We start from the raw sequence: 14,359 nt of genomic DNA, 5'->3' as shown, positions 1-14,359 counted from the left end.
CATGAAGATTATTTGTCTATTAATAAGTGTTTTTGCGCTAGTGGCTTGTACACCGGTGTACACGGATGCATCGGATTCAAACCATGTCACTTTTTTGAATGCAGATGGCGAGTCAATTGATCAATTGACTCAAAAGGCAAATGCTTACTGTGCCCAGTATGGCAAGGTGGCCAAGTACAAAAGTGGCGACTCTTCTCTAGCAACCGTCTTTAGTTGCAATTCAGTACGTTGATGCTTTTTAGCCGGCTAGGTCTGATTGATAAATGAGGCCGGCGTGCTCTCTTAAGGCATGGAACTGGATCGATTCCCAACGTTGTTGTGCTACATCTAGCTCAGACTTATGAGATGCCAGAAATACTGGTGCCCCAACAACGTCTTCTGCCATACGATGAATATTTTCTTGAGTAAATTTTTTGAGTGCTACAGGATCATCAGAGCTCACCCAGCGAGCAAGGCTATAGCGTGCAGGTAGCAAACGAACTTCAGCGCCGTATTCTGTCTGAAGGCGGTGACTAACCACTTCAAATTGCAGTTGTCCAAACGCACCCAACAACATGATGCCTCCTGCCATTGGACGAAATACTTGAATTGCGCCTTCTTCACCAAGCTGCATCAGTCCCGTGCGTAACTGCTTGGAACGTAATGGATCAGCCGATTCAACTAGTCGAAAAATTTCTGGGGCGAAGAACGGTAGACCAGTAAATTGCAGTTGCTCACCTTCGGTTAGCGTATCGCCTAAGCGCAATAGCCCGTGATTTGGTAAGCCAATAATGTCGCCTGGAAAGGCTTCATCCAAGATATCGCGACGCTGCGATAAAAATGAAAGCGCATTGTTGGTGCGGACTTCTTTTCCGTTGCGACAAATCTTCAGTTTCATGCCGCGCTCAAAATGGCCAGAACAAATTCGTAAGAAAGCTACGCGATCACGATGAGCGGGATCCATGTTTGCTTGAATTTTAAAAACTACTGCTGAGAACTTATTTTCTGCTGGACTGACTTCACGTTGTAGGGCTTTGCGACCACCAGGCGAAGGGGCTAGCTCAACAAGCGTGTTCAAAATTTCTCGAACACCAAAGTTATTAATTGCGGAGCCAAAGAATACGGGAGATTGGCGACCAGCCAGAAAAGCTTCACGATCAAATGCTGGCATTGCTTCTTTAATTAGCTCAACCTCCCCCAGAGCATTTTCAAGATCAAGACCAAGGCGCTCTTTAAGTGCTGGATCATTAATATCAATAACTGTATGAGAGTCTTCAGTGACGCGGTCTTCGCCAGCCTTGAACATGCGCATGCGATTATTGGCAATATCAATTACCCCGGCAAATGATTTACCCATACCTACCGGCCAGGTAAATGGCACCACTTCAATGCCGAGCGCGGATTCAATTTCATCCATTAGCTCCATTGGGGGCTTTACTTCGCGATCCATTTTGTTAATAAAGGTAACAATCGGCGTGTTTCGTGCGCGACAGACTTCTAGTAAGCGCAATGTTTGCGATTCCACACCATTTGCTGCATCAATAACCATTAAGGCAGAGTCAACCGCAGTAAGAACCCGATAGGTGTCTTCAGAGAAGTCTTGGTGTCCTGGGGTATCTAAAAGATTAATAATGCAGTCACGATATTCCATCTGCATTACAGAGCTTGCTACAGAGATGCCGCGTTGTTTCTCAATCTCCATCCAGTCGGATGTGGCATGTCTGCTGGCTTTGCGGGCCTTAACACTTCCAGCAATCTGAATTGCACCCGCGTAAAGCAATAGTTTTTCTGTAAGTGTAGTTTTGCCAGCATCTGGGTGAGAGATGATGGCGAAGCTGCGACGTCTTAGTACTTCTGCGGCGGGGGTGCTGGGGGTATTAGTTTCGATGGTAATTCTGCGTTGATTGATCTAGTTCGGAGGCAATTATAAGCGGGCAAGCCTCGCTAGAATTGCTCTCCTGGCTTGAGATAGCGCCATTGGCCAGGCGGCAGAGGGCCTAAAGACACACGCCCCATGCGCACACGTTTCAATCCAAGCACTCTTAGGCCCACCATTTCACACATACGGCGAATTTGACGTTTGCGGCCCTCCCGTAAAACAAAACGCAATTGCTCTTCATTTTGCCAACTGACTTGAGCCGGTTTGAGCGCAACACCATCTAAAGATAAGCCATGTCTTAGACGATCCAAATCCTCATAAGAAAGCCTGCCTTCCACGCGCACCAAATATTCTTTTTCGATTGGACTATTTTCTCCAATTAATAACTTGGCAATTCGACCGTCTTGGGTCAGAACAAGTAGGCCCGTAGAGTCAATATCTAAGCGACCTGCAGGCGCAAGGCCTTTAGTGTTAAAGCGGGGGCTACGATTTTTATCGAGTGGATTAGGAAAGTAGTTCTCAGGCGTAATTAAAGATGCAGCAGGTTGATACTCTTGTTCATCATCGTAATGAGAAATAAAGCCAACAGGCTTATTCAGAATGACCGTAATTCGAGAAGCTTGTTGTGCCTTGGCTCCTGATTGCAGCTCAATTTTCTGGTGACGATATGCACGAACGCCTAGTTCGTTGACCACCTCTCCATCGACCGTAACTAGTCCTTGCTCTATATAAGAGTCAGCTTCGCGCCTAGAGCACAAACCAAGTTCAGATAGCAATTTAGAGACGCGTACTTTTTCTTCCATAGCCACATTATCCGATAAAGAGGCATCTGTCTTGCTGTAGAGATTAAGTTCTGACGATATGAACGCTACAAGGGGCCTCTTCGACAATCTTGGTCATTGAGGTTCGCCAAGGGGTTACTTTGTTTGGTAGTTTGTGTGATGCGCCGATCAAAATAAGTGAAGCATCATTATCTTTTGCAAATTCGACAATTCGTGTTGCTGGATCCATCGCTTCCAGTACGTGATATGAAATTCGCTCTGGTGGAAGTTTGAGTGGTTTTGCCCAATCCATCAATTGCACTAAGTGACCACGAACAATGCCGCTTGCGGTTTCGCTTTCAAGATTACCCTCAAAGGTTGGAGTGCTTGCAATCGTGCTTATACAAACAAGTCGACTTTCTGGGTAAGCCTGCAGTAAATTTTTTGCAGTAGTTTGCATTCTTTCGCGTAAATTTTCATCGGACTGGCGCGTATCAATCGCAGCGATCATTAGCGGCGCATCATAGTTCCCCATGCTAGGTTTTGGGCTTGGTGAGGGCTCATAGCCAGCCGCTCTAAACATCCCCTTTAGATTTTCCCAAAAGCTTGGCGGTTCAACGCGATCTGCGCGCTCAGTCAGGGTGACGCCGTCTGGATCTCGCAATACTTGGCGTAGGCGAGCGGCGCTTTGATAGCGATCTGCAGCACGAGGCTCAAGACAGCGAAGAACAATTTCTTGAAGCCAGCGAGGAATTTCTCTGCGAATAGCGCGTGGTGGAAATGGTTTCGCCCACATTCGTCTTCTAAGGCCTGACATTGTTTGAGGATTTCCATGGGGAAGCTCACCAGTGAGTAGCTCATACAGGATGGCGCCAATGGAATAAATGTCGCTCCGAGAGTCTGTGCGTATCCCAGCTACTTGCTCTGGTGAAATATAAGGCGCTGAGCCAACGCCCTTGCGCATTTCTTCAGCCAGCAAATCTGGAAAACGATCGTGGTGTGAAAGACCAAAATCAATTAGTGTCAGTTTGCCTTTGTCATCAATCAGAATATTTTCTGGCTTGATGTCCAAATGAATTGCATCCTGAGAATGTAGCGATTGAACTGCTTGCGCAAGGTCAGCCCCGATGCGAACAACCTCGTCAATCGTAAATTCTTTACCCTCTTTAATTAAGTCTTCGAGCGGCCTGCCTTCCACTCTTTCCATTGCAATATAGGGCCTGGTTGCCATATTGCCGGCACCTAAAAATTTAGGAACATACGGACTTTTTAAAGAGCGCAAAATGGTGAGCTCTGTTTCAAAACCAATCAGACTTTCTACTGGCTGATCTCTTCCCACTCTTGGGATTTTGAGGAGTATCGGAACATCAATTCCTTCTTTGGTTGCCGAAAAAAGGCTTGCCATTCCCCCACGATGCACTTCTTGCCCAAGAACAAAGCCATCAACGACTTTGCCTTCTTGGAATATATCGTCTACTGCTTCAATTTCTTTATTTATGGGCATAGCCTACTTGCCCGTAATTAAACGGTTAGCCAAATCCTCTGGCAGCCCTGCGCGCCTGACTTTATCGGCTGCTGTAAAGTGATCATAGGCAGTGCGATGAAAAGTGAGAACTTCTGTTGCTGGCTCAAACACTGCAAAACAAGCCTCAGGATTTCCGTCTCTAGGTTGACCAAGTGAGCCTACAACACCAACCCATTGGCGATGTTGAAGGACTGGAATTTCATCTCCTGGATGTGGTGCAAAACGAATGAGTTTGCCCACCGCACTTTGATAAAACAGAGCTTGCTCATGTGCATGGCCAACAAATGTGTAGCTCTTTCCAGAGCTCTGCGCGCAGCGCCACGCGCTCATACTGTCCGTAACGTAGTTCCAGTCAGCGGGGTTATGGGCAGAAGCATGCACAAAGCATATTTTTTCTTCTTTAATAATTAATGGAAGATCCTTTAGAAATTGCACGTGAGCATTGCTAAGCTTACTCTTGGTCCATTCAATCGCGGCATTGGCGCTTGCATTCATGTGATTGCGACTATCTTTGAAAATCGCCTCATCATGATTGCCAAGAATTGCTAACGCTTTTTTAGAATCAACTAGTTCAGCAATTCTTTCGATAACCGCAACCGGGTCTGCGTTGTAGCCAATTAGGTCACCAAGAAAAACCATGCGAGTGACCCGAAGCTCTTCGGCTCTAGTCATGCAGGCCTCAAAAGCCTCTAGATTGCTATGAAGATCAGCAAACAGTCCAATGCGCTCAGTCATCTTCTAATGATAGGACAAAAGTCCTTTAGTTAGAAGGGTTGTAGGGGTTTGCCTCTTGATTTGGGCGATTTTTAAAGCGCTTGTGAACCCAGTAATATTCAGCGGGCCGTAGACGAATTTCATCCTCAAAGCGCCTATTTAAGCGCGCTGTATCTTCTTTATGGTCGGCAGTGGGAAAGTCTTTTAAAGGTTCGCTGATCTTGCAGAGATATCCTGATCCATCATCTTTTAGAGTGGTAGTCATTAAGCAAACATTAGCACCAGTAATGTTTGCAAGACGAGAAACAGTGGTAATCGTATTTGTTTCAATTCCAAAGAAGGGGACAAACTCAGAATCTTTAAGTCCGAGATCGATGTCTGGCGCAACAATAATAAGATCGCCATTACGAATCTCGCGAATAATAGCTTTTGTATTTCCTTGGCGATCAATAGAGTTACCCCCAAATCGATTACGCCATTCAATCATTTTTTGATTAAAGAAAGGGTTTTTCATTCTCTGGAAAAATCCCGAGGTTCTTGGCCAATTCATACGCTTAGCCAGAGCGCTCAAAATTATGGCTCCCTCAATTCCGGTAAAGTGCATATTCACTAGAATCCGAGGCTTGCGACTTGTCAAATCAACTGATGATTGCACTTCAATTAACTTCGAGAGTTGCTTTTCGCTACCCAGCCAAATAATGCTTTTTTCTACTAGGCTTCGACCCAATAAGCGCCAATGCTCTTTTCTCAATAGATTGATCTGCGATTCGCAAAGTTCGGGGAAGCATAATTTCAAATTGATTTTGATTGCGCGATTACGATCACTAGGAATGTTGGCTGCAATATATCCAAGTCCATAGCCAAGCGACACCAGAACTCTGTAAGGAAGTATTGATAGTAGCTTTAAGCATGCAATGCTTGCATGATTTGTAAAAGCGCTTAACACTAACTTTTACTCTGACTCGTAACGTTTGATTGATTTTGCGTAACGATCCAACATTTCTTCCGTTGAGCTGCAAGACATGCCAAGATCATTAACTAGGCCAGTATCCAAACGATAAGCCCAGCCATGAACTGTCAAGTCTTGGCCGCGAGACCAAGCATCTTGAACAATAGTGGTTTCACCGACATTCACCACTTGTTCGATAACATTGAGTTCGCATAAACGATCTTGGCGCTTAGGTGTTGGCAAAACATCACCAAGATAGCGCTCGTGCTTTTGATGAACATCTTTTACATGGCGTAACCAATTATCTGCAAGACCTACTCTTCTATCGCTCAGGGCTGCATGAACACCAGCACATCCGTAGTGACCAACCACCAAAATGTGTTTGACCTTTAAAAGATCAATGGCAAATTGAATAACTGATAAGCAATTGAGGTCAGTGTGTACAACTACATTGGCTACATTGCGATGAACAAACAGTTCGCCGGGCAACAAGTCTACGATTTCATTTGCAGGCACTCTGCTATCAGCACAACCAATCCAAAGATATTCAGGGGCCTGCTGACTTAATAGCCTTTTAAAGAAATCTGGGTCCTTAGCAACCATACCTTCGGCCCATTGGCGATTGCTTGCAAAGAGATGATCTAAAGCTCGAGAATTTTTATATGGCATGGGTTTAAGTTTAAAGTAGTTTGATGGCGCCAATTTGGTTAAAACAAACCCCCAAAGGAATGATGCTGAGTCTGCACTGCCAGCCAGGCGCTAAGCAAACCAAAGTGCTAGGCTTGCATGACGATTGCCTCAAAATCGCCCTACAAGCCCCGCCAATTGAAAATAAGGCGAATGCGTTGCTCGTAGCATGGTTATCTAAACAGCTAAGGGTGCCACAAAAACAAATTCAATTTATTTCTGGACAAAACAGTCGCAAAAAACGGCTTGAAATTCAGGGCGATATTGGCGCCGAACAAATTATTCAAACACTAATGCCAGATTAATATTTGAACTATCGATTTGCGGCTACCAAAAAATTGCCCACAAAATTCCCAAGATCAGCATCCATTTGCCAACGTAATAAATCGAGCGGTGCTTGGCTTTTAGTTTTTTAGCTTGGGCGCGAAGCTGGTAGAAATAAGTAAATAAAACGTTGACAAAACCAACCTTCTCGCCAGGAACATTTTGTGATGCGGCAGCACTCATAACATAGCGCCCAAACCAGCGATTCAATAGTTGCACTACTTTTGTGTGAACAGGCCTTTCAACGTCGCAGAACAAAACAATGCGCTGATGATCTGTTTCATTGGCGGCGTAATGAATAAATGTTTCATCAAACATGACAGGTTCGCCGTCTTTCCAGAAGTAACGCTCACCATCTACATCGATAAAACATTTAGGGTCATTTGGTGTTACTAAACCAATGTGATAACGCAGTGATCCAGCATAGGGGTCGCGATGACGCACTAGCGTTGCCCCTGGTGGCAGGGAGGCAAACATAGCGGCCTTAATCGAGGGTATTGATTTCAGCAAGGCAACGGTTTTGGGGCAGCTGGTTTGGGCAGATGGCAAATCTTTGCCATACCAATACAAGTGGAAACGTTTCCAGCCGGTTCTAAAAAAGGAATTAAAGCCAATATCGTTATAGCCAGTGGCAGCAGCAATTGCACCATCGGCATTTAAGGAAAGCGCTTCTTGACGAATAATTTCCCAGTTATCTTGCAAGGGTTTCATTTCAGGGAATTGGCTTACCGGAATAAAAGCGGTCGCCTTCACCTTTGAAAATAAATACAAAAGAGCATTTATCGGGGCGAGTAGAACTTGGTAATCGGTTAGTGATCTCACTACGCCAAAACGAACTTTCCCTCTGAAATAGACATAAATTGCTGATGCTACAAAGAGAAAAAAAATAATGTGACGAGCTTGCATTGCTTGTGCCAAATAAAGTGATGGATCAATTTTAATTTGTAACGAATGCCTCGGCACACTATTTCTTGTTCTTATAAGCACCTATACTTGATGTAAATCAAGAGAGTTGTCTCAGTTAGGGTTAATGTGGATAAAAATAGGAGAACACCGCATGAATAGCTTTACAAAATGGCTCTTAAGCCTTGTTTTAATTGGCTTAGTGGGTATTTCAGCATATACCTGGCTAATGCTCACTTGGAGCTATGGCAGTGGAGAAAGGGCTGGTTACGTGCAGAAATTCTCTAAGCGCGGCTATGTTTGCAAGACTTGGGAGGGGGAATTGGCGATGGTTTCTATGCCAGGAACAATGTCTGAAAAATTCCTCTTTACGGTGCGTGATGATGCTGTGGCGCAAAAAATAAATGCTAACTTAGGAAAAAAAGTTGCCATAAAGTATGATCAACATATCGGTTTGCCGACAACCTGTTTTGGTGATACAGAATATTTTGTTTCTGGTGTAGAAGTAATAAATGATTAATTTGCGGTGGTTTTAAAATTGTTGTAACTAAGCTTTATTTTTATAATTTTTTGTGGTTAAAATCATGGAAGCGCAATGTGCGCCGACATCAATATCTATAAGGAGTTTCACTTGAACAAAGCCGAACTAATCGCAGCGATTGCTGACGACGCGGAGATCTCTAAAGCTAAAGCAGAATTCGCATTGAATTCTGCTATTGAGAACATTATTAAAGCTGTAACTAAAGGTGATTCAGTACAACTGATCGGTTTTGGTACTTTTGCTTCTGGTAAGCGCGCAGCGCGTATGGGCCGCAACCCAAAAACTGGCGAGCCACTCAAAATCGCTGCTGCTAAAACTGTTAAGTTTTCTGCAGGTAAAGCATTTAAAGACTCAGTTAACAAGCGTAAGAAGTAATTCTTCATTGTTAATAAAAAAGCCCGGCATGCCGGGCTTTTTTATTACTGGAAATAAAAAAGCCATCATAAGAATGAAAAATAAAGAGCCCGCTGCATCAACTTTGAACTAATCGACGGTGTCGATGAATGCTCATCAAGATACCCGCACCAAATCCTAGCGTGACTAGCGCAGTGCCTCCATAACTAATAAATGGCAATGGAACGCCAACCACTGGGAGCAATCCACTTACCATGCCAATGTTCACGAAAGCATAGGTAAAGAAAATGAGTGTTACTGCAGCCCCCAGTAATCGCGTGAATAAATTGGGTGCGCTTGCTGAAATTGTGAGACCGCGTTTGATAAGGGCAAAGAAAAGTCCAATTAATATTAAGTTGCCAAGCAAACCAAACTCTTCAGAGAAAACTGCAAATACAAAGTCAGTATGTTTTTCTGGAATAAATTCCAAATGTGCTTGCGTACCTTGAAACCAGCCTTTGCCAAAAAAGCCACCCGAGCCTATGGCGATCATGGATTGAATGGTGTGAAAGCCTTTGCCTAGCGGGTCGCTACTGGGATCTAGTAGCGTGCATATACGATGCTTTTGATAGTTGTGTACAAAAGGCCATGCAACATCATGCGCACAAATAGTGCTGCCAAAAATAATGATTAAGAGGATGCCAATCATGCCAACCCCTACGAAGGGCAGTATCCATCTCCAGGGAAGGCCAGCCAAAATAATGACGTAAAGGCCTGCTGCGAAAACCAATAAAGCAGTTCCTAGATCGGGTTGGCGCGCAATTAGAAAAACAGGAATAGCCAAAATGATTCCGGCAACAGCATAATCCCATGCTTTTTGGATGCCCTCTCGTTTTTGGAAGTACCAAGCCAACATTAGCGGCATAGCAATCTTCATGATCTCAGAGGGCTGAATCACAATTCCAATATTGAGCCAGCGTCGCGCTCCTTTTTTGATTAATCCGAAGGCTGCGACTGCAACTAGCAGAGCAACACCAAGACCATAAATCCAAACAGCGCTTATTTCTAGCCACTTTGGTGGAATGCGAGAGACTAACCACATTACAGCAAATGACAAAGCCAGATTACGAAGCTCATCTGCAATTTGTACAGGCGTATTTTGGCTGGCAGATAAAAATGTGAAAAAGCCAACAGCTGCCAAGCCAAGCAAAATAAGGCCTAGATGGCGATCAAAGCCGGAAAAAAAACTAAAGAAGAGTGGTTGAAATTTTTTTATGGGGCTCTTTTCCATTCGGGAACCTCCCTGGGCCACTTGCCTTCAATATAGTAATCCAATGCCTTGCGTGCGATAGGCGCGGCATACTGTGCGCCAAAGCCTGCATTCTCAACAACCATAGCAATAACGATTGTGGGCTTGTCTGCAGGTGCAAAGGCAATGTAAAGAGCATGATCGCGTAAGAACTCTGCTGTGGCACCATGCTTGTAATCTTTCGAGTTCAAGCTAAAGACTTGGGCTGTACCTGTTTTACCGCCAGCTACATATCCAGCACCCCTGAATGCTGCGGCAGAAGTGCCAGAAATATTTACTTCAACCATCGCTTTTTTAATGACATCAATATTTTCTGAGCTAAGGTCGATGCGATAACTCTCTTTTGGGGTTGTGAGTACGCGATTGCGTGTAAATGGATCCTCGATAGCTTTGACTAGGTGGGGCTTCATTACCACGCCATTGTTAGCTAAGTTGGCCATAGCGTGCGCAAGCTGAAGAATGGTGAACGAGTTATATCCCTGACCAATGCCGAGCGAAATAGTCTCGCCTTCGTACCACTTTTGCTGCTCTGGTTTTTTGAAAGTATTTTTCTTCCAATCGGTAGATGGCAGAACCCCCCTTGCTTCGCCTTCTAAATCAATACCGGTAATTTGACCAAATCCAAATGGCTTCATGAAGTCATGCATCATGTTGACGCCCATATCGCGGGCGAGCATGTAGTAATAGGTATCACAAGATTCAACTATCGACTTTTGCATGTCCACAATGCCATGCCCACCTTTTTTATCATCGCGGAAAGTGTGGTTACCAAAATCAAAATAACCAGGGTCCGAAATGGTTTGAGATGGTGTGCGCTTTTTATTTTCTAGGGCAGCTAAAGCCATGAATGGCTTGTAGGTTGATCCCGGTGGGTAGATGCCTTTGAGTGGGCGATTATATAAAGGTTTTTGTGGCGAGTCGTTTAACTCTTTCCAGGTCACGGAGTCAATGCCTTCAACAAAATCATTGGGGTTGAAATTTGGCTTAGAAACAAATGCCAATACATCACCAGTTTCTGGTTCGATTGCAACGAATGCGCCGCGGAAATTTCCATAAAGTTGTTCGACTAAATACTGCAGCTTGACATCAACTGACAACACAATATTTTTCCCTGGAACAGAGGGTGAGCTAGAGAGCGTGCGTATCGGTTTTCCACCTGCTGTAATTTCAACCTGATCATATCCAGGCACACCACGCAAAACAGTTTCATAGCTCTGCTCCAGGCCAATTTTTCCTACGTATTGAATGCCTGGTAAGAAAGAGGCTTGCAATGCATCTGGATCGTCGGTCTTAGAGTTCTCAATTTCGGCTTGCATGCGCTCTTTATCGCGCTGCGAAACGCGACCGATATAGCCAACCAAGTGCGAGGCTAATTCGTTATAGGGATATTCACGGAAGTTTCTTGCCCGAATCTCCACGCCAGGAAAACGGTAGCGGTTAGCCATAAAACGGGCAGTTTCAGCCTCATTCAGCATGGAGCGTAGGGGAATTGTGCCCATGTTGCGAGAATCTTCTAGGGAGCGCTTGAAGTTACGACGATCTCTTGGGGAGATATCAATAATTTCAGAGAGTTCGTTGATCAGTTGATCTACGTTACCTTTGACTTCTTCCGCATTAACGTCAAGCGTTAATGCGGAGTAATTGCGACCAATTACAATGCCATTGCGATCAATAATTAATCCACGGTTAGCGGGTGCAGGTACAAGTGCAATGCGATTACTTTCAGCAAGAAGCGCATATTTGCTATGACTAATTAATTGTAGCCATACGAGACGTGTAACTAAAAGCAAAAAGCAGAAAGTAACAAACAAGGTCGCAATGTGAATGCGCTCTTGAAAGGAATCGAGATTCGGTTTTTTAAAAGAAACCATTCAGCTTCTTAAAGCGGGCGATTGTGATCAACGTCTATTGGTCGACGTTGGGGCGCCAATAAAATGCGTATTGCTAAGGGCCAAAGCGCTGCCTCTATCAAAGCTTGAATGGTGCCCGTTAAGGCCCACCAGTAAAGCTCTCCGCTAAGTAGCCAATGTGCTAAAACGGGAAAAAGAGAAACCAATAAAAATATCGGTATGAGGTGAAGAGCCTGCGATAAAACAGTTAAAGCGACAATACGTCGATGCCAAGAGATTGCAATGTATGCAACCAAGGAGTAACTAAATGCATGTAATCCCAGTAGATCAGAATTGTGCACATCCATGAGTAATCCAAGAATGAACGCCCAAATAACCCCAACGTAATGATGTTGGTGAATATTCCAAAACACAATGCAAATGATTAACCAATCAGGTACCCACCCATAATTTCCGATAGGCAAAAGATTCAGCAGCAGCGCGCAAAATAAACTGAAATAGATAAACACCGGATTGACCGGACGCAAGATATAGCCACTTTGAAAATCGATCATTGCATACCCCTTGCGCGAGTTTGACGGCGACCAGGAGTGTTGCTTTGAGCTCCAGGAGTGGGCTTAATGTTGCTAGGCGCTTTGGCGTCAAATTGAGGGTCGTATAGAAGGGCCAAGGCTTGGCGATAGCGATTTACAGCCCCCACGGGTTCGCAAAACACGTTGGAAGAGTTTTTATCCACATTACGTTCAATTTTGCTAATGACGGCGACCGCAAATCCGGGCGGATAGACTCCATCAATGCCAGAGGTTAGCAAGACATCGCCAACTTCTAGGTCGCTTGCTACAGGGAGGTAGCGTAATTCCAGAGGGTTACCGCGCCCGGCACCAAAAACAGCCGCTCTGAGGCCATTCCTGGCCACTTGGACAGGAACCGCAAAATCTCGATCTTCTAGCAGTGATACTTCCGCAGACCGCTCGTAGAGTCTTACTACCTGACCAAGAATGCCAATGTCATTGGCGATTGGGTTGCCCAGTTTTAAGCCGTCATTGCTGCCTCGATTAATCACAATTCTTTGTGAAATAGGGTTGGGCGGATTAAACAAGATTTCAACAGGCAAAGTTTTAAATGGAACCTGTTTTTGCAGCGCCGTTAACTCGCGCAAATTCTGATTTTCGATCATCAAAAATTCAGATTGATTCGCCAATAAAGAAAGCTCGGCTTGACGAACTTTCATGATCTGATTTTCTTTTTCTAAAGTGGAGCGCGTTGTGAAATATTCTGATGTAGCCTCAAATGCATTGCGTGGCGCCATCATGATGTATTCAAGCGGACGCAAAACCCAATTTGCATAATTTCGAATAGGGTCGAGTGCTTTAAAACGAAAATCAATCAGCATCAGAGCGATGCTGATTGACAGACAGACAATCAGTTTGAGTAAGGCCGGAATGCCCTGTCTGAAAAGTGGTGGAGCGCTATGTTGCAATTCCTTGGTCGACGAGTATGTCGTTTATTCGTGTGAGAACACGCCGCCCAATTTATCCATGCGCTCAAGAGCAATACCGCATCCACGAGCAACGCAGGTTAATGGATCTTCAGCCACATGAATTGGTAGACCCGTTTCTTCTAGCAAAAGACGGTCAAGGTCACGTAAAAGGGCTCCGCCGCCTGTTAGCATCATGCCACGCTCAGCAATATCAGATGCCAACTCAGGCGGGATCTCTTCGAGAGCAGATTTGACTGCCGTCACAATCTGATTTAGTGGATCGGTTAATGCCTCAAGAATTTCATTGCTGGTAACGGCGAAGCTACGTGGGATGCCTTCCGAAAGATTGCGACCCTTTACTTCCATCTCTCGTACTTCGGCACCGGGGAATGCTGAGCCGATTGTCTTTTTAATCAGCTCAGCAGTTTGTTCGCCAATGAGCATGCCATAGTTGCGCCGGATATAGTTGGTGATAGCTTCATCAAACTTATCGCCACCTACGCGAACCGATCCTTTGTAAACCATGCCGCCCAATGACATGACGCCAACTTCAGTTGTCCCGCCACCAATATCGACAACCATTGACCCTGCAGCTTCAGAAACTGGCAACCCAGAACCAATTGCAGCGGCCATAGGTTCTTCAATCAAAAACACTTGTGAAGCGCCTGCGCCTAATGCGGATTCGCGAATGGCTCGACGTTCGACTTGGGTTGATCCACAAGGAACGCAAATAATGATGCGTGGACTGGGTTTTAAAATTTTGCTTTCATGAACAAGCCTGATAAATTGCTTGAGCATTTGTTCGGTGATTGTGAAATCTGCAATAACACCATCTTTCATTGGTCGAATTGCCTCAATATTCCCCGGAACCCGACCTAGCATCGCTTTTGCCTCTTTACCAACAGCCAAAATCGTTTTTTTGCCGTTCGGCCCACCTTCTTGGCGGATGGCTACGACGGATGGTTCATCTAGGACGATTCCCCGCTCACGCATATAAATCAATGTGTTGGCGGTGCCAAGGTCAATGGCTAGGTCGTTTGAAAGGTAGCTGCGGAAAAAACCAAACATGATGTAGTGGGAAAATAGAAATTGTTAATGAAAATATTTTGAGATGATACTCTAAGC

The 14,359-nt window shown here is 44.8% G+C and carries 16 protein-coding genes; 4 read left to right on the top strand and 12 right to left on the bottom strand.

What is annotated here, in order from left to right; genetic code table 11:
• The first annotated feature begins 1 nt into the window (after position 1).
• A complete protein-coding gene (locus NHB35_RS10595) occupies positions 2-232 on the top strand; it encodes a hypothetical protein (protein ID WP_353432323.1) in 231 nt (76 codons plus the stop codon).
• 6 nt (positions 233-238) lie between these two features.
• Here NHB35_RS10595 and NHB35_RS10590 read toward each other — a convergent pair whose 3' ends face one another.
• From NHB35_RS10590 to can, 6 genes are read right to left on the bottom strand one after another with little or no spacing between them, the layout of a single operon-like run.
• Positions 239-1,867 (bottom strand): peptide chain release factor 3, encoded by a 1,629-nt coding sequence (locus tag NHB35_RS10590; protein ID WP_353433446.1) that lies wholly within the window; start codon positions 1,865-1,867, stop codon positions 239-241.
• A gap of 56 nt (positions 1,868-1,923) precedes the next feature.
• Entirely contained in the window at positions 1,924-2,661 is a 738-nt protein-coding gene (locus tag NHB35_RS10585; protein WP_215390850.1) for a pseudouridine synthase, read from the bottom strand.
• 43 nt (positions 2,662-2,704) lie between these two features.
• A complete protein-coding gene (locus tag NHB35_RS10580; RefSeq protein WP_353432322.1) occupies positions 2,705-4,123 on the bottom strand; it encodes a protein kinase in 1,419 nt (472 codons plus the stop codon).
• A gap of 3 nt (positions 4,124-4,126) precedes the next feature.
• Positions 4,127-4,879 carry a metallophosphoesterase family protein gene (locus tag NHB35_RS10575; RefSeq protein ID WP_353432320.1) on the bottom strand — a complete coding sequence of 251 codons (753 nt, stop codon included), beginning with the start codon at positions 4,877-4,879 and terminating at the stop codon, positions 4,127-4,129.
• A gap of 25 nt (positions 4,880-4,904) precedes the next feature.
• Entirely contained in the window at positions 4,905-5,804 is a 900-nt protein-coding gene (locus NHB35_RS10570; protein WP_353432319.1) for a lipid A biosynthesis acyltransferase, read from the bottom strand.
• Between the two features lie 6 nt (positions 5,805-5,810).
• Positions 5,811-6,476 carry a carbonate dehydratase gene (gene can, locus NHB35_RS10565; RefSeq protein WP_353432318.1) on the bottom strand — a complete coding sequence of 222 codons (666 nt, stop codon included), beginning with the start codon at positions 6,474-6,476 and terminating at the stop codon, positions 5,811-5,813.
• Between the two features lie 23 nt (positions 6,477-6,499).
• On the opposite strand from can, the gene NHB35_RS10560 reads away from it, so the two are divergent.
• Positions 6,500-6,799 (top strand): DUF167 domain-containing protein, encoded by a 300-nt coding sequence (locus NHB35_RS10560; protein WP_353432317.1) that lies wholly within the window; start codon positions 6,500-6,502, stop codon positions 6,797-6,799.
• 22 nt (positions 6,800-6,821) lie between these two features.
• Here NHB35_RS10560 and NHB35_RS10555 read toward each other — a convergent pair whose 3' ends face one another.
• Positions 6,822-7,724 (bottom strand): aspartyl/asparaginyl beta-hydroxylase domain-containing protein, encoded by a 903-nt coding sequence (locus NHB35_RS10555; RefSeq protein ID WP_353432316.1) that lies wholly within the window; start codon positions 7,722-7,724, stop codon positions 6,822-6,824.
• Between the two features lie 151 nt (positions 7,725-7,875).
• Here NHB35_RS10555 and NHB35_RS10550 point away from each other — a divergent pair, with 151 nt between their 5' ends.
• Both NHB35_RS10550 and NHB35_RS10545 read left to right on the top strand, forming a co-directional pair.
• A complete protein-coding gene (locus NHB35_RS10550; protein WP_353432315.1) occupies positions 7,876-8,241 on the top strand; it encodes a hypothetical protein in 366 nt (121 codons plus the stop codon).
• A gap of 111 nt (positions 8,242-8,352) precedes the next feature.
• A complete protein-coding gene (locus NHB35_RS10545; RefSeq protein ID WP_087908896.1) occupies positions 8,353-8,637 on the top strand; it encodes an HU family DNA-binding protein in 285 nt (94 codons plus the stop codon).
• Positions 8,638-8,734: 97 nt separating this feature from the next.
• Here the strand turns inward: NHB35_RS10545 and rodA are convergent, their stop codons facing one another.
• From rodA to NHB35_RS10520, 5 genes are read right to left on the bottom strand one after another with little or no spacing between them, the layout of a single operon-like run.
• Positions 8,735-9,886, bottom strand: coding sequence for a rod shape-determining protein RodA (gene rodA, locus NHB35_RS10540; RefSeq protein WP_353432314.1), 1,152 nt, complete (start codon positions 9,884-9,886; stop codon positions 8,735-8,737).
• Positions 9,868-11,775, bottom strand: coding sequence for a penicillin-binding protein 2 (gene mrdA / locus NHB35_RS10535; RefSeq protein WP_353432313.1), 1,908 nt, complete (start codon positions 11,773-11,775; stop codon positions 9,868-9,870). The genes rodA and mrdA overlap by 19 nt, the downstream gene beginning before the upstream one ends.
• A gap of 8 nt (positions 11,776-11,783) precedes the next feature.
• Positions 11,784-12,308, bottom strand: a complete 525-nt coding sequence (gene mreD / locus NHB35_RS10530) for a rod shape-determining protein MreD (protein ID WP_353432312.1) — start codon at positions 12,306-12,308, stop codon at positions 11,784-11,786.
• Complete coding sequence (gene mreC, locus NHB35_RS10525; protein ID WP_353432311.1) at positions 12,305-13,234, bottom strand: rod shape-determining protein MreC; 930 nt, start codon at positions 13,232-13,234, stop codon at positions 12,305-12,307. The genes mreD and mreC overlap by 4 nt, the downstream gene beginning before the upstream one ends.
• Before the next feature lie 24 nt (positions 13,235-13,258).
• A complete protein-coding gene (locus NHB35_RS10520; protein ID WP_353432310.1) occupies positions 13,259-14,302 on the bottom strand; it encodes a rod shape-determining protein in 1,044 nt (347 codons plus the stop codon).
• Positions 14,303-14,359 lie beyond the last annotated feature (57 nt).

This window comes from Polynucleobacter sp. MWH-UH23A, assembly GCF_040409805.1.
In the GTDB taxonomy this organism is placed as follows: Bacteria; Pseudomonadota; Gammaproteobacteria; order Burkholderiales; family Burkholderiaceae; genus Polynucleobacter.
The sequence above is the reverse complement of the archived record's forward strand: the minus strand, read 5'-3'. Positions and strand labels throughout refer to the sequence as shown.